The following is a 22,990-nucleotide window of genomic DNA, read 5'->3' on the forward strand; positions in this document are numbered from 1 at the left end:
ATATAACTCAAGAGTTATTGTTAATTGCACATTGCCAATTGTATTATTTACTAATGGTATATTTCTGAACCTTTTTCTTTAAATTCTTCAGATTTTTCTTCGAATCCTTTTGCAATAACTTCATTATCTACAATTTCATTCTCTGCAGCAAAATCTCTAACTTCCTGTGAAATCTTCATAGAACAGAATTTTGGGCCACACATAGAACAGAAATGCGCAACTTTAGCTCCTGCTGCAGGTAAGGTTTCATCATGATATTCGCGAGCACGCTCTGGATCTAATCCTAAGTTAAACTGATCTTCCCAACGGAATTCAAAACGCGCCATACTCAAAGCATTATCTCTATGCTGAGACCCTGGGTGACCTTTAGCTAAATCAGCAGCATGGGCAGCCAACTTATAAGTTACCACACCTACACGTACATCTTCTTTATTTGGTAATCCTAAGTGTTCTTTAGGTGTTACGTAACATAACATAGCGCAACCATACCATCCTATCATTGCTGCTCCAATACCGGAAGTAATATGGTCATAACCTGGAGCGATATCTGTTGTTAAAGGCCCTAAGGTATAGAAAGGAGCTTCATCACAAACCTCGATTTGTTTTTCCATGTTTTCTTTAATCATATGCATGGGCACGTGACCTGGCCCTTCTATAAAACACTGAACTTCATGCTTACGAGCTATTTGCGTTAATTCTCCTAAAGTTTCTAATTCTGCAAACTGCGCTTCGTCATTAGCATCTGCTACAGAACCTGGACGTAATCCGTCTCCTAAAGAGAAAGCCACATCATAAGATTTTAAAATCTCGCAAATCTCTTCAAAATGAGTATACAAGAAACTTTCTTTGTGGTGTGCTAAACACCATTTTGCCATAATAGAACCTCCACGAGATACAATTCCTGTTACACGTTTTGCGGTCATTGGTACATAACGCAACAAAACACCAGCGTGAATGGTAAAGTAATCTACACCTTGTTCTGCTTGTTCTATTAGCGTATCACGAAAAATTTCCCAGGTTAAATCTTCGGCAACACCATTTACTTTTTCTAAAGCTTGATAAATTGGTACTGTCCCTACTGGAACTGGTGAGTTACGCACAATCCACTCGCGAGTTTCATGAATGTTTTGTCCTGTAGACAGATCCATAATATTATCTGCTCCCCAACGGCAAGCCCATACCGCTTTTTCTACTTCCTCTTCAATGGATGAAGTGGTGGCAGAATTACCAATATTTGCATTTATTTTTACTAAGAAGTTACGGCCTAAAATCATCGGTTCCGCTTCTGGGTGGTTTATGTTTGATGGTATTACGGCACGACCTCTTGCTACTTCTGAACGCACAAATTCTGGTGTGATTTTATCTGGAATAGAAGCCCCAAAGTGTTCTCCTTTGTGTTGCTTTCTTATCTCCGTCATTTCATCAATTCGCTGATTTTCGCGAATAGCAATATACTCCATCTCAGGGGTAATAATTCCCTTTTTAGCGTAATGCAATTGTGTTACGTTTTGCCCTTTTTTAGCACGCTTAGGTTTATGCTTTAAATCAAAACGCATATGATCTAAACTAGAATCGTTTAAACGCTCATTACAATATTTTGAAGTGAAAGCATCTAATTCCTCTACATCTTCACGATCTAATATCCACTGCTCCCTAATTCTTTCAATACCATTATGTACATTAATATCTTTACTTGGGTCTGTATAAGGCCCTGAAGTATCATATACTGTAACCGGCTCGTTTGGAGTCAATTTTCCTGTCATAGAATCTTTAGTGTCACTCAAAGAAATTTCACGCATTGCAACTTTAATTTGCGGGTGAATTTTTCCTTGCACATAAATCTTTTTAGAGTTTGGAAAGGGATTTCTGGTTATTTGCCCTTCTTTTGGTGCTGTGTCTTTGTTTTTCATTTCTTTGAAAGTATTAAGTCCTGAGTACTAAGTACTAAGTATTCCTTGATTATATATTTTTTATTAAAATGAGCTACTTAGTACTTAATACTAATTACTCTTTACTTTTTTACCCGCCTTGTGCAGCCTGAATTATTAAAACTTTATTATTAGTGTCTAAGAGATGTGTTTCCCAAGTAGCAGTTGGTATAACCGTATTATCTATTGCTACTGCAACTCCTTGAATAGGAAATTTTAGTTCTTTTAAAAGCTCTAAAACGTTGGTATTTTTCCGTATCTCTAACGGAGAATCATTAACATAAATAGTAATCATATACAGTATATTTAAAATATGCTGTAAATCTTAAAGGGCTAAAACGACTTTGAAATAAACATACACCGGAAGAAAATAAGGTGCATTCTATGAAAATGTTGCAAACGTATATTGCAATACGTTTTTCAACTTTTCCCTTCGGCGGTACTAACCGCATCAGGTTCAAAGGGTATGTCTCAGTCCCAAAAAAGGAACACCCCTAAAGTTTACCCTGTAAATGTATATAAAAAATACAAGCAAAAATACAAAAGAGTATTATTTTATTTTTTGTTGTAATTGCCTTGTACATTCTTGTAAAATTCTTTCGTAAAAGACGCCAAAAGAAGGGTTAATATCAACAAAAGACATTCGTACTACCATATATCAAACCCTATAATTTTGATCATATGGTGTAAAAAAACAATCATAAAAATCGTTACGAAAACCCGATGTACACTTAATTTGTAACAAATAGGTATGCGATAATTAAAAAACTTTTTATATGCCTAATAGTTTTTTGAAACGCATTCTATAGTTACCAAAAATTAGCAGCTATTCTGCAATATTATAATATTTAATTAAATGAAAATAGCAACAAAAATAATCCTATTTCTTACCATAGTATTTTTTCAATTTAGTGCACGTGCACAAACCGACCCTGATTTCTTTAATAAGATAAAAACAGAGCGTGTTGTATCTGACCCAGATATAGAGTGGGAAAGCTTTGCTCCTGGCACATCTGGTTATTGTGAAGAATTTTGGTGTCACCCAACAGATACAAACGTTATGTTTAGTGGTCCAGATATGCACGCTAGTTTTGGTACATGGGATGGCGGTCTAACTTGGCAGACACTAAAAGATTACGATGGTTCTGGACTAGAAATGAGACGTGTGATTGACATTCAATTTTCAACACAAAATCCAGATTTAGGAATAGCCTTTTCCAGTAACCAAACATCCAGTAATACAAGAGGTGAAATTTATGAAACTAATGATAGAGGAAAAACTTGGAGTTCAGTTTCCAACATGGGGCTGGTACATTCTAAAGTTGCTATACACCCTACAAATGATAATATTTGGTTTTTAGGTGCTGGTGATTTCTGGAACGTTAAAGCGGTACGTAGAAGTCAAGCAAATCCAAACGGAGGAAAACAAAGTAGAGCTAGTTATGGTTATGTATGGAAAACAACTGACAAAGGAGCTAACTGGACAAAAGTAGCTACTAATCTTTCTAATGATTTAGATGTAGGTAGAATTATATTCAACCCTAGTAGCCCACAAAATATGATTATGGCAACTAGTCATGGTGTTTATGTAAGTTCCGACACTGGAGACACTTGGACTGCAAATTCAACAGGTTTACCTAATAACTTACCTCGTGACTTAACATCTCATTACGAATCAAGCACAGGAACTTTTACTTTATTTCTTGTAGAACAAACTGTTTTTACAGCTAGTGGTAGCGCTATAAACTCTACAGGAGGGGTATATAAGAGTACCGATAATGGCGCAAGCTGGACAAGTATTACTGGTGATTTAGGTATAGATTTTACAACAGTTACAGACTGGTCTGCACGTAATCGCTACCACAGATCATTAGGCTATTGGTTTGGTATGTCTATAAATGATTCTAAAGCTACACATACTACCTATCCGTCTAATGTACTATCTGTCTTTAATAGAATCGTTGTTAATCCATTAAACAAAGATGAAATTTACATTTCTCAAAACACAAAACACGACTATGGTTTTGGCCCTGGAGATATTTGGAAAACAGAAAATGGAGGAACTACTTGGTTTCCCTGCGCTAGAAACGGGAAATATTGGCTAAATAACAGTAATGCTAGTTATTGGAATAACAAAACAGGCCTTAGTACAACTACTGCTAATATGGATTTTTCTCATGTACAAACAGAAATGGATGATTTAAGTGAAATCCAAGGTACACGAGCACTAGCTATAAATGCCAATGGTGATGTTTTTACCGTTATCGCTCAACAAACATTTAGAACAAATAATAGTGGAAATAGCTGGGAACAAATAGATGATTTTGAAACCAATTCAGGAAGTAACAAATGGGTTGGACGAGGTAATAATGCGCTTCCAGGAAGATTTATGTTATTAGAAACTGGTATACAAAATCGTAAACTACTATGTAGTGGCGAGCATGGTTTATGGCAAACAACAGATTTAGATGGCTGGGCAAATCCAGATGCTGTAGTAATAGAACAAATTGAAGGTCAAACTTTTGATACTGGAGGTTACAAATCTGCACATTCTATCTCTGCGGTAGCAGTACACCCAAATGACCCAAACACTATTTATACTTTAGTAGATCGTCAAACCCACAGAGGTAAAGTACGTAAGTCTACAGATGGAGGACAAACATGGTCAAACATAGCTACTATTTTTGATGCAGCTTCTGGAATCTCATCCAGTGTTGCACATCAACGTTCACTACTAATAGATCCGGTTACTCCAAATAACATGTATTTTGTTGCTGTAAATAGAAATGTAAGAGGTGTTGGTGGCTCTGGTCCTGGTCCAACTTTAACTCAAGGACAATATGGAGTTTATAGATCTAATGATGGCGGGGTTACATGGAATGTTAATAACCCTAGTCCCCTATCTAATACTAGCGTAAGTGAGATTGCTATGCATCCTGATGACCCACAAACAATTTTTGCAACATTAAATCATCCTGTAGGAGCTTTATACAAATCTGTTGATGGTGCTGTTAGCTGGACACCAATGACAATACCTTCGGAAATAGCATCTGTTAACGATATATTTATTGATAGAAATACAAAAGACATGTTTTTATCTGCAGGTTCTCGTTCTGGAGTATTTAATGCAGGTGGTGTTTGGAAAAGTACTGATGATGGAGCTACATGGGATCGTATTTTTGAAGCGCCTTTTATATGGCAAACAGAAACGTCTCCTTTAGACTCTAATATTATTTTAATTTCTGCTGCTACTCAAATTTACACAAAGGCTAATGATTTTAAAAACCCTGGTGCCTACCTTTCTCTTGATGGTGGTACTGCTTGGACAAAAATAAATAAAGGCTTAGCACATTCTGATAGAATAGTTGACCTTAAACCAGATCCTTATGATCAAAATATTATTTGGTCTGCTGGTTGGGGAAGTGGATGGTACAAAGCTCAAATATCTACCGTAGAAAAAACGGTATTTGACGCTGATTTTACTATAGCAATAACTACCGAAACATGTCCTAATCAAAACAATGGTAAAATAAATATTGTTGCCAATAGTAGTAATGATTACATTGTTTCTTTTAATGGTACTACTACAGATTTCACTAAAGATATTACACTAGAAAATATTGAACCTGGCAATTATAATTTATGTATTTCTATAGACGGAAAAACAGAAAGTCAATGTTTTAATATTGAAATAAAAGAAGCCGCAGAGATTCAAGGAATATCTTTATTAAGTGAACACAAATTTTCTTTAAATATAGAAAAAGGAACAGCTCCTTTTAGTGTTTCTATAAACGACCAAGTAGTATACGAAACACTATCCAACTCTTTTTCTGTAGATGTTAATCATGGTGATGTTGTTAAAGTAAAATCAGGTGTTTTATGTGAAGGAACTATTGTTAAATCTATTGATTTATTACACACAACAATAGCTTATCCTAATCCAACAAACAATGCTTTTCAACTTTCATTACCTATGAATGAGGGCAATATTTCTATAGAGTTATATAATATAAATTCTCAATTAGTCTCTTCTAAAGTATACAAAATACAATCAGGAAAAGTAAATCTGAATTTAGAAAACAACCCTGCAGGAATATATTTTGTAAAAATTAAAGGAAAAAAACCTACGTATTTCCAAATTATAAAGAACTAAAAACAATGAAAAAAATAAATTTATTAATTATAATTGGGGGCTTATTGTTCTCATGCTCAAAAAGTGGAAATGGTTCTGAAGGTGATGATAAACCGGGCACACCACCTCCAGAAAACCACGCACCTTCTGCAGTTTCTTCTTTAACATACCCAACCAATAATCTATTGTGTATTACAAACGTTTTAGATTTTAAATGGGAAGCTTCTACAGACCCAGATGGCGATAGTGTCTCTTACTTGCTTGAAATTTCAAAAAACAATGCATTTTCTACCATAGATAATTCCTATGACGTTTCTACAACTTCTAAAATGGTAACTTTAGAAAAAGAGGTTGCATACTACTGGCGTGTTAAAGCAATAGATAGTAAAAATTTAAGTAGTGAGTACTCTACAACATATCAGTTTTATACAGAGGGTGTAGGAGAAACAAATCATTTACCCTTTTCACCTAAGTTAATTGCACCAGCAATTGATGAGAATGTATCAGGTGTATCTATTAATTTAGAATGGAGCGGCAGTGACGTTGACAATGACCCTCTTACTTATGATGTATATTTTGACACTGTAAATCCTCCTGTAACTAAAGTTGGTGACAACCAAACTGCGGAGTCTTTAAATGTTAACATAAATACAGCTACCACCTATTATTGGCAAATTGTTTCTAAAGATACTAACAGTGGACAAGCTATAGGTCAAGTATGGAGTTTTAGTGCCAATTAAAAATAGTCACTCCTAATTTCACATATAATTAAAAGGAAGAATACAAAAGAACAATATTTTATTTTTCCTTTTAATTACCTTGCACCCATGCAAAATTCTTTAGTAAGCATCCTTATTCCGGTAAAAAACACAGAAAAATTTTTAGAAGAGTGCCTTGATTCTATACTACAACAAGAATATAAAAATTGGGAAGTTTTAGCTATCGATGATGGCTCTACAGATTCTAGCTTATCTATTTTAAAGACATATGCAAAAAATTGTAACAAAATTAAAGTGTATTCTAATTCTGGAACAGGAATTATTGACGCATTACGATTAGCTTATGCAAAAAGCACAGGAAATTTTATTACAAGAATGGATTCTGATGATATTATGCCAAAAAATAAACTTTCTATTATGGTAGAAAGTTTAACGGAAAAAGGAACTGGTTATTTGGCTACAGGTAAAGTACATTATTTTGCTAAAGAAGGTATTAGCAATGGTTATGCCCGTTACGAATCTTGGCTAAACTCTCTAACCGAAAAGGGCGATAATTTTAAAGAAATATATAAAGAATGTGTAATCCCTTCTCCTTGTTGGATGGTACACAAGGATGATTTTGATACTAGTGGTGCTTTTTTCTCTAGTAGATATCCTGAAGATTACGACTTAGCTTTTAGATTTTACAAAAATGATTTAAAAGTAATTCCTTGCAATATAGTATTACACCATTGGCGAGATTATAGTTACCGAACTTCTAGAACTAGTGAACATTATGCAGCTAATTACTTTATTGATCTAAAAATGCATTATTTTTTAGAATTAGATTTTAATGCGAATAGACCTCTTGCCCTTTGGGGTGCAGGAAATAAAGGAAAGGAAATAGCTAAAATTTTAAACTCAAAAAACATTCCATTTACTTGGCATTGCGATAACCCAAAAAAAATTGGGAAAGAAATTTATAACAAAACCCTAGAGCATTTTAATTCTATTTCTGAGTTACAAAATCCGCAATGTATAATCACTGTTGCAAATGAAGAAGAACAACTAAAAATTAAAAAATTTTTCTTAGAAAAAAACAAACAACAGGGAAAAGATTACTTTATCTTTTGCTAGAATATTTCTTAAATAAAAAAAGAAACTTATGCTTAATTTTTTAAGTATCTTTGGGAAATTAATATGATGAATGCTGTTTAAATATCCAGATCTTCTTTGGGGGCTTTTTCTACTAGTTATCCCTATTATTATTCATCTTTTTCAGCTTCGAAAATTTAAAAAAACACCTTTTACCAATGTAAAACTTTTACAAGAAGTTATTGCTGAATCCAGAAAAAGCAGTTCTATAAAAAAATGGTTATTATTATTAAGTAGATTAGGAATTATTGCAGCATTAATTCTTGCTTTTGCACAACCTTTTTTAGCAAGTAAAACAGCTTTAGCTAAAAAAGAAACTGTAATTTATATAGACAATTCTTTTAGCATGCAAGCAACTACAGAGAATGGAACTTTACTAAATTCTAGTATTCAAGAATTACTTAAAGCCATTCCAAAGAATGAAAAAATAAGTCTTTTTACCAACAATAAAGTTTATAAAAATGTAACCATTAAAGAAATTCAAAACAACTTACTTTCTTTAGAACATAGTACCTCACAGTTACCTTTAGATGCTATTTTATTAAAAGCAAGCACCCTTTTTTCTGATAATACTTCCTCTATAAAAAATAGCATAGTAATTTCTGATTTTCAAGAAAACATGGCTGCTATAAAGCTAGATAGTTTACAAAAAAGTAATACCAACTTTATTGTTAAAAGACCAAGTAACATATCTAATATTAGCATAGATTCTCTTTACTTAAAGGAAGTTCGAGATGAAAACTTAAATATTATTGCAAAGTTAACTAGTGCTACAGATACTGAAAGTACGCCAGTTTCTCTTTATAACAATAACAAACTTATTGCCAAAACCGCAGCCGTTTTTAATAATAACAAAAAAGCAACCGTAACTTTTACTATCCCAAAAAACGAAACTATACATGGGAAATTACATATTGTAGATAAAGGACTTAAATACGATAACAACTTATATTTTAACTTAGCTATTGCTCCTAAAATAAAGGTGCTAGTAATAGGAAAAAATAATTCTTTCCTTAATAGAATATATACCAAAGATAAATTTAGTCTCAAATCCCTTTCTCTAAAAAATCTCAACTATAGTTTATTACAAAAGCAAAACACTATAGTTCTTAATGAGTTGGCTACCATTCCTAATTCTTTAACTACTGCTTTACATTCGTTTACAAAAGAAGGAGGAACATTAATTATTATTCCAGACGTTACTATTAATACAAACTCTTATAAAACATTAACATCATCTTATTATAATAGTAGTCTACAAAAAAACATAAACAAAGAGCAAAAAATAGCAAACATTACTTTTAATCACCCTTTATATACTAATGTATTTGAGAAAAAAGTAACCAATTTTCAAAACCCAATTACTAAAACTAATTATACTATAAACTCTAATGCCCCTACAGTATTATCTTATCAAAATAATGCAGCATTCTTAATAGGTTCTAAAGGGTTTTATCTTTTTTCTGCTTCGCTTTCCAAGGAGAATTCTAATTTTAAAAATTCGCCTTTAATTGTCCCTACTTTTTATTCTATGGCTACACAAAGTTTAAAATTGCCAAAATTATATACACAACTAGGAACTAATACAACTTTAGATTTAAACGTTTCTTTAGGAAAAGACCAAATTTTAAAGGTAAAAAAAGGGGAATATCAATTTATACCAAGACAAATATCTCTTGCTAATAAAGTAAGTTTATCCTTTTTTGATAATCCTACGCAAGATGGTACATATCAAATAATAAATAAAGAGAATATAATACAGAACATAAGTTTTAATTATCCTCGTAAGGAAAGTAATTTACTTTATGTACCACTAGAAAATTTAAATGCAAAAAGTGTTGGATCAAGCATAGAAAACCTTTTTACAGAAATGCAAAAAAACAACTCTATAAATGCCCTTTGGAAATGGTTTGTTATTTTAGCATTGCTTTTTGTATTTCTTGAAATAATATTTCAAAAATTTTTAAAGTAAGATATATCTTTTTACACTAAAAAAGACCGATTAAAAGAAAAGCAACGTATTATGAATATACTTTTAAAATCTGCCATAATAGTCGATAGTTCCAATAAAGCACTTCATCTTAAAAAAAGAGATATTCTTATAAAGGATGGAAGCATCATTTCTATAGCATCTAAAATAGATACTCCAGCAAATACAAAAGAAATAAAGCTAAAAAATTTACATGTATCTATTGGTTGGTTTGATAGTAGTGTAAGCTTTGGGGAACCAGGTTATGAGGAAAGAGAAACTATTGCTAATGGAATAGCAACTGCTGCCAAAAGCGGTTTTACAGACCTAGTTCTAAACCCTAGCTCTACCCCTGTTCCAGATACTAGTTCTGATATTGTTTTCTTAAAAAATGCTGCCCAAAATAAAGGAGTAAATTTATACCCTTTAGGATGCCTAACTAACGATGCAAAGGGAGAATCTTTAGCAGAATTATTTGATATGAAAAATGCGGGTGCAGTTGGTTTTTATGATGCAAAACACCCAATAAGCAATCCTAATCTTTTAAAAATTGCTTTACAATATACCGAAAGTTTTGAAGGGTTAGTATACTCTTATCCTTTAGACAAAAAAATAGCAGGTAAAGGTATTGTAAACGAAGGAACCGTTAGTACAAAATTAGGATTAAAAGGTATTCCTGCACTAGCAGAAGAACTTCAAATAGCTAGAGATTTATTTATATTGGAATATGCTGGAGGCAAACTACACATACCAACAATATCTACAGCAAACGGAGTAAAATTAATAGCCGACGCAAAAAAGAAAGGACTTAATGTAAGTTGTAGTGTTGCCATACATAATTTAATTTTTGACGATACTGTTTTACATGATTTTGATAGTAATTACAAAGTAATGCCACCTTTACGAACTAATAAAGATTGTAAAGCTTTAGTAAAAGGAGTTAAAGACGGAATCATAGATTTTGTAACATCGGACCACACACCAATAAATATTGAAAATAAGAAAGTAGAGTTTGATAATGCAGACTATGGCACCACTGGTTTAGAAAGTGCTTTTGGTTCTCTTAATCTTCTTTTTGGATTAGAAAAAACTATTGAACTTTTAACAAAAGGAAGGGAAAGATATGGCTTAGAGACTCTTAAATTTAAAGAAGGAGAAAAAGCTTTTATTACGCTTTTTAACCCGGAAGAAACTTTTATCTTTAAAAGAGAAGAGAGCGTTTCTACTAGTAAAAACTCTGCATTTATAGGAAAAGAACTTAAAGGAAAAGCATATGGTATTATTGCCAATAATGAAGTTCTTTTTTAACTACCTTTAAATATTATAATAACAACCACTAAAAACTAAACAAAATGGATCAGAGCACAAAAGAACAAGGAAAAACAATGGCTATAATAAGCTACATTACTGTTATTGGATTGTTAATAGCATATTTTAGCACCAGAGGGGATAAAGAAAATGAGTTTGTTTCTTTCCATATAGGGCAATCTTTAAGAGTATTTATCCTAGGGATAATAATATCTGTTTCTATTGGAATTATAATATCTGTTACTGGGCTTTCTATCCTAAGGTTTTTATCCTATGCACCACTAGTTTTTATGGTATTAGGGGTAATGAATGCTAATAACTTAAAAGATGAAAAATTGCCAATTATTGGTGATATTGGATAATAAAGTATTCTATTTTATAGAATAACAAAAAGAGGTGCAAATTGCACCTCTTTTTTAGTTTCAAAATGTATAACTTGCAAAAAATTTCAAGAATGCCTGAAGGAAAAACTACAGCAATAACAGCATACTTTACTATTGTAGGTGCTTTAATAGCAATTACCATGAATTTAGAGCCAAAGCATGATTATGCTAGGTTTCATACTAGACAAGCTTTTGGTTTACATATTACTTTTTTAGGTTTTGCCTTATTTTTAAGTCAATGGTTTAATACCTATGCATGGTATGGATTGTATATTTTTTATATTATTTTATGGGGATATGGTTTCATTGGTGCTATTACAGATAAAAAACAATCGGTTCCTGTTTTAGGTCCTTTATTTCAAAAATGGTTTACTTTTATTCAATAATTTATGACAACAGCTCCATTATCTCTAGAACACTTAATTAAACCTTCTACTATTACAGAAGGAAAAATTCCGGTTTTATTTATGTTTCATGGTTACGGTAGTAATGAAGAAGATTTATACTCTTTTTCTCCAGAATTGCCAGAAGAACTTTGCATAATATCGGTAAGAGCTCCCTACCCTATGCAACCACAAGGTAATGCATGGTATGCGATTAATTTTGATGCAGAAAAAGGAAAATGGAGTGATGATAAACAAGCTATAGAATCTAGAGATAAAATAATAAATTTTATAGATGAAGCCTGCAAAACCTATAGTCTTGACAAAGACAATGTAACTTTATTAGGATTTAGCCAAGGTACCATTCTTAGTTATGCTGTTGCTTTATCCTACCCAGAAAAAATAAAAAATGTAATAGCTTTAAGTGGCTACATTAATGAAGCAATTTTAAAAGAAGGTTATACAAAAAAATTACATACTTCTTTAAATATATATGCTTCTCATGGCTCTGTAGACCAAGTAATTCCTGTAGAATGGGCACAAAAATCGGCACCTTTTCTTTCTAATTTAGGAATAGAACATGTGTATGAAGAATTTCCTGTAGGTCATGGTGTAGCGCCACAAAATTTCTATTCTTTTAAAAAGTGGCTAGAAGATAAAATTTAATTGCTTCTAGTGTATAATAGGTTATCAACAAGAGAAAAATCTACCCCTAAATCATCCTTAAGCTCATATTTAATAAGAACCTCTCCCCAATATTTGCCATCAGAGAAATCGGCAATAATCCATTTGTGATTTAAGATTTTAATCTTGTTTATCTTAAAATCGTTCTCCATACCTTCATAAGGTATTAAAGGATTATTTCCTTTAGTCTCGTTTGTTTCTAGTAATTTATCAGAAATGTAACGTGTTGCATCTTTTATATTTAAATGATCGTAGTATGCCAATGCATCGTCATTATTTTCTAAAGAAAAATATTGCATTTCTAACGCCTTAAGTTCTGTTACTTGTACAGAATCTTGTAATTGAATTACTTTATTCTCTAGCCCAACAATTCGTTTTTCTTTGGCATCTACCATAGAGCCGCCGCTAACAAAAAGGTATAATGCTATTAAAGATGCAAAAATAAATAGATAAAGAAAAAGTTTATTTTTCATGAATTTGGTTTTATTTAATAGTGAGGGTAAGGTTATCGTAAGCCAAAAGTACGTTTTCTGGCAATTTTTTTTCCACATCATCATGAAAACCTAAAAGATGACTAATATGTGTAAAATAAGCTTTGTCTGGACTCACTTTTTTTACAAAAGCTAAAGCTTCTTCTAAATTAAAATGAGAATGGTGGGCTTCTTCTCTAAGTGCATTAATTACTAAAACTTTTGACCCTTTTATTTTTTCTATTTCTTCCTCTGCTACATACTTAACATCGGTTAAATAAGTAAAATCTAGAAACCTGTAGCCAAAAACTTGTAAATTATTATGGTCACCTTCTATCGGTATTACTTCTATACCTCCTAGAGGTATGTTTTTATTATTTATAACTTCATTAGCAGAAACTGCAGGAGCACCAGGATATCTATTTTCCTGTGCAAAAATATAATCAAATCTTTTATTTAAAGATTTTAAAACTCTTTTATGCCCATAAATAGAAATATCTCCCTGTCTAAAGAAAAAAGGTCTAATATCATCTATACCAGCAGTATGATCTGCATGTTCGTGTGTAAATAACACCCCATCTAGTCTAGAAATAGGATTTGAAAGCATTTGTTGTCTAAAATCTGGTCCACAATCTATTACATAATTATAATTTTCCCAGCGAACTAGAACAGATACTCTAAGTCTTTTATCTTTTGGATTACTGCTTAAACATACAGGATGCGTACTCCCAATAACTGGGATTCCTTGCGAAGTTCCTGTTCCCAAAAAAGTAATTTTCAAACTATAATTATTTTCTTTCAAATTTATAACATAAATATTTAATTGATTGCGCAAACTTTCTAACTTTGTGAAAATTAAATTTTAAAAAATGGCTTCAGTTCTTAAAAGGGATAATAATATATTTGAAAACGTTCCTTCTATAAAAGCAAAAACATTACGTATAAATCTTAACCCAGATATATATGGAACTTTCGCTGAAATTGGTGCAGGTCAGGAGACTGCAAGGCATTTTTTTAGATCAGGCGGCGCATCTGGTACAATTGCAAAAGCAATGAGTGCCTATGATAAAGATTTTAGTGATGCTATTTATGGGGTAGAAAATGATGGTCGATACGTTTCTCAAGCACGTTTAAAAACAATGCTAGATTATGAGATGCAATTAATGGAAGAGCGTATTAGTAGAGAAAACCACCCAGATCGTCTGTTTTTCTCTTATGCAAATACTGTTGCAACTATTGATTTTTCTAAGCGTTATAAAGGTCATGGTTGGATTGGTATTCGTTTTCAACTAGACCCAAAACAAAAAGAATTAGACGAAATCATTTTACATGTTCGTTTTAAACAAAATGAAGCTCGCTTACAACAAGAAACTTTAGGTATTCTTGGTGTTAACTTAATATATGGTGCTTTTTACAAATACCACAATCCAAAAAAATTATTACAATACCTATACGATCACATAGATAAAGATACTGTTGAAATTGATATGATTAATTTCTCTGGCCCTAATTTTGAAAATGTAGATAACCGCTTAATGAGTTTAAGGCTTATTAAGAATGATATGACAGATGCTGTTATGTTTGGGCCTGATGGTAATAATTTATTACCTGCCGCAGTCTTATATAAAAAGAATATTCTAGCTCTTAGAGGTAGTTTTAGACCTGTAACTAAGGTTAACGAAGATATGTTTAAAAAATCGTATGATATTTTCATACGAGACAAAATGGTTGATCAAGAAAAAACTATTGTTATTTTTGAAATAACCTTATCTAACCTAAAAGCTTCTGGAGAGATTGACGAACAAGATTTTATGGATAGAGCTCAATTACTTTGTTCTTTAGGGCACACTGTAATGATTTCTAAATTCCAAGAATACTACAAACTTGTAGAATATTTTAATAATTATACCAAAGCTAGAATTGGCCTTACAATGGGGGTTAATAATTTAGTAGACATCTTTGACGAAAAATACTATAGACATTTAAGTGGTGGTATTTTAGAAGCATTTGGTAAATTATTCTTTAAAGATTTACAAGTTTATTTATACCCAATGAAAAACGCAGAAACTGGGCAAGTAATGACCAGTAATAATGTTAAAGTACATCCAAGAATGAAAGAACTCTATAAGTTCTTTAAATACAACGGAAAGGTTATGGATATTTTTGATTATGACCCAGAAATTATGCATATTTTCTCTAGAGATGTTCTTAAAAAAATAACAAACAATGAAGAAGGATGGGAAGAAATGATACCAAAAGGTCTTGCCGAAATGATAAAAGAAAAGCAGCTTTTTGTTAGAAAACCAGATGAAATTGTAACTAAGAAAAAATAATTTTCTTGTAAAAACTCATAAAAAAAGCATCAGATAAACATCTGATGCTTTTTTTTACTCTAAAAGTTGTGCAGCATGGTCCTTAGTTTTTACTTTATCTATAACTAAAGTTACAACACCATCTTCATTTACCTTAAAGGTTTTTCTATGAATACCGTCATATTCTCTACCCATAAATTTTTTAAGTCCCCAAACACCAAATGCATTAATTACAGTATGATCTTCATCTGCAAGTAACGGAAAAGGAAAATCGTATTTCTCTTTAAATTTGGCTTGCCTTTTTTCTGAATCTGCGCTAACACCGAGTAAACTATAACCTTGCGCTTGTAATTCTGCATAATTATCTCTTAAATTACATGCTTCTGCTGTACAACCAGGTGTACTTGCTTTAGGGTAAAAAAATACAATAAGTTTTTTTCCTTTATAGTCCGATAGGTTAACAGTATTACCATCTTGATCTTTAACAGAAAAATCTGGAACTTTATCCCCTACTTTTAATGTTTTCATATATAATTTTATTTAGTTTTATAGTTCTATTTCTGTATAAAAATAAACCAAATATGACAATAAAGGAAAAGGTTCCGTTTGTAATTACTACGCTTAAAGAATTATACCCTACTATTCCTGTACCCTTAGATCACAAAGACCCTTACACCCTACTAATTGCAGTACTTATGTCTGCCCAAAGTACAGATGTTAGGGTTAACAAAATTACTCCGTTACTTTTTGCAAAAGCGGACAATCCTTATGATATGATAAAATTAACGGTAGATGAGATTAGGGAAATTATAAAACCAATTGGTCTTTCTCCTATGAAAGCTAAAGGGATTCATGGGCTTTCTAAAATGTTAGTAGAGAATCACAATGGTATTGTTCCTAAAGAAATGGAAATATTAGAAACTTTTCCCGCAGTTGGTCATAAAACTGCAGGTGTTGTTGTTTCTCAAGCTTTTGGTATTCCCGCTTTTCCTGTAGATACACATATACATAGACTATTATATAGATGGGGATTAACTAATGGTAAAAATGTAGTGCAGACAGAAAAAGATGCAAAAAGGTTATTTCCGAAAGAATTATGGAATGATTTGCATTTGCAAATAATTTGGTATGGCCGTGATTATAGCCCAGCTAGGGGGTGGAATTTAGAAAATGATATAATTACAAAAACTATTGGAAGAAAAACAATCTTAAACGACTATTATAAAAGTAAAAAAGCCCGTAAATAACGGGCTTATATTTTTAGTTTAACAGAATATCAAATTTTAGATCTTCATGTTTCACAGTGTAAAGTGCTCTAGAATAACTTATTAGAAATTCTATAGTTTCTGTACTTGCCTTTACCGGACTGAATTTTTTTTGGTACTCAAAGTAAATTTTTTCCATATTTCTAATATTGTTATACAGAGATAACGGCACTAAATTAGAAATATTGCTTCACTACTCTAAAGTAATTTTAACTTGTAAGTACTATATTATTCTTTTCTATGATTTTTCTAAGATTAATTAATGCATAGCGCATTCTTCCTAAAGCAGTGTTTATGCTTACTCCAGTGTTTTCAGAAATTTCTTTAAAGCTCATATCCTTATAAATACGCATTAACAAAACTTCTTTCTGATCATCTGGTAATTCTTCTACTAATATTCTTAAATCAGAATTTACTTGATCTTTAATTAATTGCTTTTCCGCATTTAATTTATCATCACCAATAACAGAAAAAATATTAAAATCATCGCTCCCCTCAAACATTGGCATTCTTTTGTTCTTTCTAAAGTGATCTATAATTAAGTTATGAGAAATACGCATAACCCATGGTAAAAATTTACCCTCTTCACTATATCTACCTTTTTTTAAAGTCTTAATAACTTTAATAAATGTGTCTTGAAAAATATCTTCCGTAATATCTCTATCTAATACTTTGGAATAGATAAAACTAGTAATACGTTGGTTGTGTCTGTTGATTAGTATTTCTAGTGCTTTTTCATCACCGCTAATATAATCTCTTACTAATTCTGAATCTTCAATTTGTACTGACATATGATTTTTTTTAATTTTTAAGATCAGGGGGCTTTTCTTAGTTAATGGTTATTTTATTTGTTTAATAAAAAATCAATAGGATTTCTTAATTACAGTCTAAAACTATATAAAACATAGGCCTTCATAAAAAGTATGTTGTAAAACCCCTACTTTTTGATGTGAAAGTGCTGTTTTCTATTTTTTACACAATATTTTAACATATGTATAGTTGCTAAAGAAGATTTACTATTAACAATGTAGCACAACGTTATACTATATAAATAGCACTCTTTAATAATAAAGAGAGTAGTAAAAACAAAAAAGCCATTAAGAATATTTCTTAATGGCTTTTAATATATATTGTAGTGGCAACTAGTTTAGGTTACTCTCAAATTTTATTCCTTTAGCTTCTGTAACTTTTAAAGACTTTGAATAGTTTAATAAAAACTGAATCGTTTCTGGTTGCGCCTTTATAAGTTCACATTCTTTTTGTGCTTTAGTGTAAATTTTTTCCATAGTACTTTTGATTTTGTTTCAATAGTAGAACGCCATCATTGCACAATGTAATAAAACTAGTCGACCTTTTACCTATTAATTCGTTAAAACTATATTATGCTCCTCAATTATCTTTCTAAGGTTAATTAATGCATAGCGCATTCTTCCTAAAGCTGTATTAATACTTACACCTGTATTATCAGATATTTCTTTAAAACTCATATCCTTATATATACGCATTTCTAAAACTTCTTGTTGATCTTTAGGCAATTCCTTAATTAATTGAGAAAGTTCAGAATTTATTTGATCCTTAATAAGTTGTTTTTCAATATTTAACTTATCATCTCCAATCATAGAAAAAATACTAAAACTATCCGAGCCATCAAACTTTGGCATTCTATTCGTTTTTCTAAAATGGTCTATAATTAAGTTATGCGCAATACGCATTACCCAAGGTAAAAATTTACCTTCTTCATTATAAGCCCCTCTTTTAAGGGTTCTTATAACTTTCATAAAAGTATCTTGAAAAATATCTTCGGTTACTTCACGGTCACCGACCTTGGAATAAATAAAACCGTTAATACGTTTGTTATGTTTGTTTATAAGAGCTTCTAATGCTCTTTCATCGCCATCTATAAATTGCTTTACTAGTAGAGAATCGTTAATTTGTAGTTCCATAGAGTTTTACTTTTTAGTGTCAAAATTGGGGGCCTTTTCATGTGAAAAGGTCTTGTGGGTACTATTCTAACTTTAAAAAGTAATCTTGTTTCTATAGGCGTATTAACATTTAGTGTTTGTCAAATATACTAAAAATTAAATGTTAAAAACAAATGACTTTATATAATATATAACTTTTAGCCCCCGAGTTTAATTACTTTGCGTATAAATTAAAGGCATATTGTATCTTTGTTTTTCTAAATAATATCATGTCTACAATTCTAGAAGTTAATCCAAAAGAAAACATCATAATTAAAGGTGCTAAACTGCACAATTTAAAAAATATAGATGTTGTAATTCCACGAAATAAATTGGTAGTTATTACTGGATTATCAGGTTCAGGAAAATCTAGTTTAGCTTTTGATACACTTTATGCTGAAGGTCAAAGGCGTTATGTAGAAAGCTTATCCTCTTATGCAAGACAGTTTTTAGGAAAACTTAATAAACCAAAAGTAGATTATATAAAAGGCATAGCTCCAGCTATTGCAATTGAACAAAAAGTAAATTCTACAAACCCAAGATCCACTGTGGGAACAACTACAGAAATATATGATTATTTAAAACTCTTATTTGCGCGTATTGGTAAAACTTATTCCCCAATTTCTGGTAAACAAGTAAAAAAACATACGGTTACAGATGTGGTTACCCATGTTAAGAGTTACCCAGAGAATACCAAGTTACTTTTATTAGCTCCTATAACTATCGCAGAAGACAGAGATGCTATTAAATCTTTAGAGCTATTTTCTAAACAAGGATATGCAAGAATTAAGTATAAGGATAAAGTTTTACGAATAGACCAAGCTCCAGAAAATATTGGAAAAGAGTTTTATTTAGTAATAGATCGTATTATTACTAAAGATGATGAAGATTTTTATAATCGCCTAGCAAATGCAATAGATACTACTTTTTTTGAAGGCAAAGGCAGTTGTATTATAGAAGAATTAGACACACAAAAACAAAGCTTTTTTAGTAATAGGTTTGAATTAGACGGAATACATTTTCTAGAACCCAATGTACATCTTTTTAGTTTTAACAATCCATATGGAGCCTGTCCTAAATGTGAAGGTTATGGAGATATTATAGGTATAGATGAGGATTTAGTTATTCCCAATACCGCTCTCTCTGTATATGAAAATGCCATATTTGCTTGGCGAGGAGAAAGCATGAGCGCCTACAGAGATGATTTGGTGAATGCTGCCTATAAGTTTGATTTTCCGATTCACAAACCTTGGTTTCAACTATCTGATGAACAAAAGCAACTGGTTTGGGATGGCAACTCTTATTTTACTGGACTCCATGGTTTTTTCTCTATGTTAGAAGAAAAGAGTTATAAAATACAAAACAGAGTAATGCTTTCTCGATATAGAGGAAAAACAAAATGCCCGGTTTGTAAAGGGCGTAGGTTAAGAGAAGAAACCAATTATGTAAAGGTTAGCGATACATCTATTAACCAACTTGTTAATTTATCTATAGAAAAGTTAATTGCTTTTTTCTCCACTTTAAAACTAAATGAACACGATACAAAAGTTGCTACTAGACTTTTACAAGAAATAAATTCTAGATTAGGTTTCCTAAGCAATGTAGGACTTAATTATTTAACTTTAAACAGAAAATCTAACACCCTCTCTGGTGGGGAAAGTCAGCGTATAAATTTAGCTACATCTTTAGGAAGTAGCTTAGTTGGTTCCATGTATATATTAGATGAACCAAGTATAGGCCTACACCCAAAAGATACCGAAAACTTAATTACAGTATTACAATCTTTAAGAGACCTGGGCAATACCGTTATTGTTGTAGAGCATGATGAAGATATTATGAAAGCTGCAGACCAGGTTATAGATATAGGCCCAAAAGCAGGAACTCATGGCGGAAAAGTTGTTGCTAATGGAACGCTAAAAGAAGTTTTAAAAACCGATTCTTTAACTGCCAGTTACCTTAATGGTACTATGAAAATTGAAGTTCCAAAAAAAAGGAGGCCATTCTCTAATTATATAGAAATTAAAGGAGCTAGAGAAAATAATCTTAAAAATATAGATGTCCTCTTTCCTCTAAATGTACTTACCGTAGTTACTGGTGTCTCTGGTAGCGGAAAAAGTACATTAGTAAAAAAACTACTGTACCCTTTATTATTAAAAGAAGTTGGGGGTTATGGAGAAAAGGCAGGACAGTTTACATCTGTAGAAGGAAAGTATAAGGATATTAAACATGTAGAGTTTGTAGACCAAAACCCAATTGGTAGATCTTCTAGATCTAATCCTGTTACCTACATAAAAGCTTATGATGATATTCGTAGTTTATTTGCCGGACAAAAATTAAGCAAAATTAGAGGGTATCTAGCCAAACACTTTTCTTTCAACGTAGATGGTGGTCGATGTGAAAAATGTAAAGGTGATGGTGAAATTACTGTAGAAATGCAGTTTATGGCCGATGTACATTTAGAATGTGATGTTTGTAACGGCAAGCGTTTTAAAAAAGAAGTATTAGAGGTAAAATTTGAAAATGCTAGTATAGATGATGTCTTAACTATGACAATAGATGATGCTATTGCATTCTTTAAAATTCACGAGCAAAATAAAATAGTAAACAAACTACAACCTTTACAAGATGTAGGCTTAGGCTATGTAACTTTAGGCCAATCCTCTTCTACCCTTTCTGGTGGCGAGGCACAGCGTATTAAACTCGCATCTTTCTTAGTAAAAGGAAAAACAAAAGACAAAGCCTTATTTATTTTTGATGAACCAACCACTGGTTTACATTTCCACGATATTAAAAAACTACTAAAATCTTTTACAGCTTTAATAGAAAAAGGACATTCTATTGTAGTAATTGAGCATAATATAGAACTAATTAAATGTGCAGATTATATTATAGACCTAGGGTTAGAAGGTGGTGATAATGGTGGCCAATTAATTGCGCAAGGCACTCCTGAAGTGCTAGTAAAAAACAAAAAATCTATTACCGCACCTTATTTAAAAGAGAAATTAGTATAATTAAATATTGATAAATTATATTTTAAATTACTGATTATAAGTAACTTAAACATAATACTATTTTTTTGGCACGCTGTTTGGTATGTACTAAGAGAATGTAAATAGTTGCATTCAGAATTTAAAACCTTATATCATGAGAAAATTAGTACTCCTTTTTACAGCGATTGTTTTAGGCACATTAAGTAGCTACGCTAGTACAACTGATGATAAGGTTGCAACACGCAATGCTTATCAATACAACAACTCATTTATTTTTGTAGAAAATGGCATTACGTTTTCTGTATTCCCAGATGGTGAATTCGATTTTTATATAGATAACCGTTTAGGAAGAACAAATAGAAATGTAACATTTAACTCTGGTTATGATTATAGCCCTTACGCACAATATGATGATTATGGTGCTGTAATACAAGTAGAAAATGTTCCTGTATTTTATGATTATTACGGACGTGTATCTAACATAGGAAATATAGATATTGCATATAGAAACGGACGAGTATTTAGAGTTGGTGGTATGCATGTATACTATAACCAAAGAGGAATTTTTAACTACCATACTGGTTATATTAACAGGTATAATAGAACCTATGTTTTTAGACCTTTTCACAGGTTATTTTTAAGACCATCTATTAATTTATGTTTAGTATTTAACAGACCATATAGAAGGTATTACACTCCTACTCGTTATACATATCATAGACCATATAGACATAATACAAGAAGAGTGTACGCTAAAATTGGACGTGAACACAGGTACAATAAAATGCGTAATACTAGATCTAAAGTTTATAGAAATGACAAAAGAGTTGCTGTACGTTCTAACACTTCTAGAAGTAGAAGTACAAATAGAAACATTACTCATAGAGCAAATAGAAAAAATAATACTTCTATAAAAAGAAGTACAGCTCAAAGAGGTAATACAAAAACATATAGAAGCAATTCTGGAAGAAATACGGTAACAAAAAGACAAGTAACAAGAACACCTAGAAGTACTACGGTAACACGTACTACTAAGAACTATAGAAAACCTGTATCTAGAACAACAAATAGAACCGTTGCAAAAAGAAACAATAATACACAAAGAAACTCTAGAAGTACTGGTGTATCTACAAGAAGTTCTAATAATAAAAGAACGATTAGCAGAACACCTACTAGAAGTAGAAATACAGTTTCAAGAAGTAGTAGTTCTAAAAGAGTAACAAAAGTTCCTTCTAGAAGTTCTAGAAGCAATTCTAAATCTGTAACTACTAGAAGTAGCAGAAGAAAATAAAGAAAGTTTTTAGGTTGGTTGTAAACCCCGTAGCAAATTTATATGCTACGGGGTTTCTTTT

20 protein-coding genes and 1 riboswitch are annotated in these 22,990 nt (G+C 31.6%); of the genes, 12 read left to right on the forward strand and 8 right to left on the reverse strand.

Annotated elements, in window-relative coordinates; genetic code table 11:
* Positions 1 to 50: 50 nt before the first annotated feature.
* Both thiC and thiS read right to left on the reverse strand, forming a co-directional pair.
* The gene (gene thiC, locus CLV91_RS09885) at positions 51 to 1,910 is read right to left on the reverse strand and encodes a phosphomethylpyrimidine synthase ThiC (protein ID WP_121067193.1); all 1,860 of its coding nucleotides are present in this window, start codon (positions 1,908 to 1,910) and stop codon (positions 51 to 53) included.
* Positions 1,911 to 2,019: 109 nt separating this feature from the next.
* Positions 2,020 to 2,223 carry a sulfur carrier protein ThiS gene (gene thiS, locus CLV91_RS09890; protein ID WP_121067196.1) on the reverse strand — a complete coding sequence of 68 codons (204 nt, stop codon included), beginning with the start codon at positions 2,221 to 2,223 and terminating at the stop codon, positions 2,020 to 2,022.
* Positions 2,224 to 2,339: 116 nt separating this feature from the next.
* Positions 2,340 to 2,434: riboswitch (TPP riboswitch) on the reverse strand.
* Between the two features lie 350 nt (positions 2,435 to 2,784).
* Between thiS and CLV91_RS09895 the strand changes: the two genes are divergently transcribed.
* The 8 genes from CLV91_RS09895 to CLV91_RS09930 all read left to right on the forward strand — a co-directional run bounded on the left by CLV91_RS09895 (position 2,785) and on the right by CLV91_RS09930 (position 12,622).
* On the forward strand, positions 2,785 to 6,081 hold the full coding sequence (locus tag CLV91_RS09895) for a T9SS type A sorting domain-containing protein (protein ID WP_121067199.1): 3,297 nt from the start codon (positions 2,785 to 2,787) through the stop codon (positions 6,079 to 6,081).
* A gap of 5 nt (positions 6,082 to 6,086) precedes the next feature.
* Positions 6,087 to 6,800, forward strand: coding sequence for a fibronectin type III domain-containing protein (locus CLV91_RS09900; protein WP_121067202.1), 714 nt, complete (start codon positions 6,087 to 6,089; stop codon positions 6,798 to 6,800).
* Positions 6,801 to 6,887: 87 nt separating this feature from the next.
* A complete protein-coding gene (locus tag CLV91_RS09905) occupies positions 6,888 to 7,895 on the forward strand; it encodes a glycosyltransferase family 2 protein (RefSeq protein ID WP_121067205.1) in 1,008 nt (335 codons plus the stop codon).
* A gap of 70 nt (positions 7,896 to 7,965) precedes the next feature.
* Positions 7,966 to 9,885, forward strand: coding sequence for a BatA domain-containing protein (locus CLV91_RS09910; RefSeq protein ID WP_121067208.1), 1,920 nt, complete (start codon positions 7,966 to 7,968; stop codon positions 9,883 to 9,885).
* Between the two features lie 51 nt (positions 9,886 to 9,936).
* Entirely contained in the window at positions 9,937 to 11,190 is a 1,254-nt protein-coding gene (locus CLV91_RS09915; protein ID WP_121067211.1) for a dihydroorotase, read from the forward strand.
* Positions 11,191 to 11,234: 44 nt separating this feature from the next.
* The gene (locus tag CLV91_RS09920) at positions 11,235 to 11,552 is read left to right on the forward strand and encodes a DUF4870 domain-containing protein (RefSeq protein ID WP_121067220.1); all 318 of its coding nucleotides are present in this window, start codon (positions 11,235 to 11,237) and stop codon (positions 11,550 to 11,552) included.
* A 92-nt stretch (positions 11,553 to 11,644) separates the two neighbouring features.
* Complete coding sequence (locus CLV91_RS09925) at positions 11,645 to 11,959, forward strand: hypothetical protein (protein ID WP_245987171.1); 315 nt, start codon at positions 11,645 to 11,647, stop codon at positions 11,957 to 11,959.
* Positions 11,960 to 11,962: 3 nt separating this feature from the next.
* Entirely contained in the window at positions 11,963 to 12,622 is a 660-nt protein-coding gene (locus CLV91_RS09930; RefSeq protein ID WP_121067226.1) for an alpha/beta hydrolase, read from the forward strand.
* On the opposite strand, the gene CLV91_RS09935 is transcribed toward CLV91_RS09930, so the two are convergent.
* Together CLV91_RS09935 and CLV91_RS09940 are read right to left on the reverse strand one after the other, a co-directional pair.
* Positions 12,619 to 13,113 (reverse strand): hydrolase, encoded by a 495-nt coding sequence (locus tag CLV91_RS09935; RefSeq protein ID WP_121067229.1) that lies wholly within the window; start codon positions 13,111 to 13,113, stop codon positions 12,619 to 12,621. The two genes, CLV91_RS09930 and CLV91_RS09935, sit on opposite strands and share 4 nt — an antisense overlap.
* Positions 13,114 to 13,123: 10 nt before the next feature.
* Positions 13,124 to 13,891: an MBL fold metallo-hydrolase gene (locus CLV91_RS09940; protein ID WP_121067880.1), complete on the reverse strand. Its 768-nt coding sequence runs from the start codon at positions 13,889 to 13,891 to the stop codon at positions 13,124 to 13,126.
* Between the two features lie 88 nt (positions 13,892 to 13,979).
* Here CLV91_RS09940 and CLV91_RS09945 point away from each other — a divergent pair, with 88 nt between their 5' ends.
* Positions 13,980 to 15,443, forward strand: coding sequence for a TonB-dependent receptor (locus tag CLV91_RS09945; protein ID WP_121067231.1), 1,464 nt, complete (start codon positions 13,980 to 13,982; stop codon positions 15,441 to 15,443).
* Between the two features lie 54 nt (positions 15,444 to 15,497).
* Here CLV91_RS09945 and bcp read toward each other — a convergent pair whose 3' ends face one another.
* On the reverse strand, positions 15,498 to 15,950 hold the full coding sequence (gene bcp / locus CLV91_RS09950) for a thioredoxin-dependent thiol peroxidase (RefSeq protein WP_121067234.1): 453 nt from the start codon (positions 15,948 to 15,950) through the stop codon (positions 15,498 to 15,500).
* Positions 15,951 to 16,003: 53 nt separating this feature from the next.
* On the opposite strand from bcp, the gene CLV91_RS09955 reads away from it, so the two are divergent.
* Positions 16,004 to 16,669, forward strand: coding sequence for an endonuclease III domain-containing protein (locus CLV91_RS09955; protein WP_121067236.1), 666 nt, complete (start codon positions 16,004 to 16,006; stop codon positions 16,667 to 16,669).
* A gap of 227 nt (positions 16,670 to 16,896) precedes the next feature.
* On the opposite strand, the gene CLV91_RS09960 is transcribed toward CLV91_RS09955, so the two are convergent.
* The 3 genes from CLV91_RS09960 to CLV91_RS09965 form a co-directional block, all read right to left on the reverse strand.
* Positions 16,897 to 17,478 carry a sigma-70 family RNA polymerase sigma factor gene (locus tag CLV91_RS09960; protein WP_121067239.1) on the reverse strand — a complete coding sequence of 194 codons (582 nt, stop codon included), beginning with the start codon at positions 17,476 to 17,478 and terminating at the stop codon, positions 16,897 to 16,899.
* A gap of 351 nt (positions 17,479 to 17,829) precedes the next feature.
* A complete protein-coding gene (locus CLV91_RS16865) occupies positions 17,830 to 17,973 on the reverse strand; it encodes a hypothetical protein (RefSeq protein ID WP_170146734.1) in 144 nt (47 codons plus the stop codon).
* A gap of 75 nt (positions 17,974 to 18,048) precedes the next feature.
* Complete coding sequence (locus CLV91_RS09965; protein ID WP_121067242.1) at positions 18,049 to 18,630, reverse strand: RNA polymerase sigma factor; 582 nt, start codon at positions 18,628 to 18,630, stop codon at positions 18,049 to 18,051.
* 248 nt (positions 18,631 to 18,878) lie between these two features.
* On the opposite strand from CLV91_RS09965, the gene uvrA reads away from it, so the two are divergent.
* Both uvrA and CLV91_RS09975 read left to right on the forward strand, forming a co-directional pair.
* A complete protein-coding gene (gene uvrA / locus CLV91_RS09970; protein ID WP_121067244.1) occupies positions 18,879 to 21,659 on the forward strand; it encodes an excinuclease ABC subunit UvrA in 2,781 nt (926 codons plus the stop codon).
* 133 nt (positions 21,660 to 21,792) lie between these two features.
* Entirely contained in the window at positions 21,793 to 22,929 is a 1,137-nt protein-coding gene (locus CLV91_RS09975; RefSeq protein WP_121067247.1) for a hypothetical protein, read from the forward strand.
* The last annotated feature ends 61 nt before the right edge of the window (positions 22,930 to 22,990 follow it).

Origin of the sequence: Maribacter vaceletii (genome assembly GCF_003634105.1) — a bacterium.
GTDB classification, from domain to species: Bacteria; Bacteroidota; Bacteroidia; order Flavobacteriales; family Flavobacteriaceae; genus Maribacter_B; species Maribacter_B vaceletii.

Coding starts and splice junctions, on each gene's coding strand:
- bcp (WP_121067234.1), bottom strand. CDS start 15,950: ATGAAAACATTAAAAGTAGGGGATAAAGTTCCAGATTTTTCTGTTAAA.
- CLV91_RS09935 (WP_121067229.1), bottom strand. CDS start 13,113: ATGAAAAATAAACTTTTTCTTTATCTATTTATTTTTGCATCTTTAATA.
- CLV91_RS09910 (WP_121067208.1), top strand. CDS start 7,966: ATGCTGTTTAAATATCCAGATCTTCTTTGGGGGCTTTTTCTACTAGTT.
- CLV91_RS09955 (WP_121067236.1), top strand. CDS start 16,004: ATGACAATAAAGGAAAAGGTTCCGTTTGTAATTACTACGCTTAAAGAA.
- CLV91_RS09920 (WP_121067220.1), top strand. CDS start 11,235: ATGGATCAGAGCACAAAAGAACAAGGAAAAACAATGGCTATAATAAGC.
- CLV91_RS09925 (WP_245987171.1), top strand. CDS start 11,645: ATGCCTGAAGGAAAAACTACAGCAATAACAGCATACTTTACTATTGTA.
- CLV91_RS09965 (WP_121067242.1), bottom strand. CDS start 18,630: ATGGAACTACAAATTAACGATTCTCTACTAGTAAAGCAATTTATAGAT.
- thiC (WP_121067193.1), bottom strand. CDS start 1,910: ATGAAAAACAAAGACACAGCACCAAAAGAAGGGCAAATAACCAGAAAT.
- CLV91_RS09915 (WP_121067211.1), top strand. CDS start 9,937: ATGAATATACTTTTAAAATCTGCCATAATAGTCGATAGTTCCAATAAA.
- CLV91_RS09905 (WP_121067205.1), top strand. CDS start 6,888: ATGCAAAATTCTTTAGTAAGCATCCTTATTCCGGTAAAAAACACAGAA.
- thiS (WP_121067196.1), bottom strand. CDS start 2,223: ATGATTACTATTTATGTTAATGATTCTCCGTTAGAGATACGGAAAAAT.
- CLV91_RS09945 (WP_121067231.1), top strand. CDS start 13,980: ATGGCTTCAGTTCTTAAAAGGGATAATAATATATTTGAAAACGTTCCT.
- CLV91_RS09895 (WP_121067199.1), top strand. CDS start 2,785: ATGAAAATAGCAACAAAAATAATCCTATTTCTTACCATAGTATTTTTT.
- CLV91_RS09975 (WP_121067247.1), top strand. CDS start 21,793: ATGAGAAAATTAGTACTCCTTTTTACAGCGATTGTTTTAGGCACATTA.
- CLV91_RS16865 (WP_170146734.1), bottom strand. CDS start 17,973: ATGGAAAAAATTTACACTAAAGCACAAAAAGAATGTGAACTTATAAAG.
- CLV91_RS09900 (WP_121067202.1), top strand. CDS start 6,087: ATGAAAAAAATAAATTTATTAATTATAATTGGGGGCTTATTGTTCTCA.
- CLV91_RS09960 (WP_121067239.1), bottom strand. CDS start 17,478: ATGTCAGTACAAATTGAAGATTCAGAATTAGTAAGAGATTATATTAGC.
- CLV91_RS09930 (WP_121067226.1), top strand. CDS start 11,963: ATGACAACAGCTCCATTATCTCTAGAACACTTAATTAAACCTTCTACT.
- uvrA (WP_121067244.1), top strand. CDS start 18,879: ATGTCTACAATTCTAGAAGTTAATCCAAAAGAAAACATCATAATTAAA.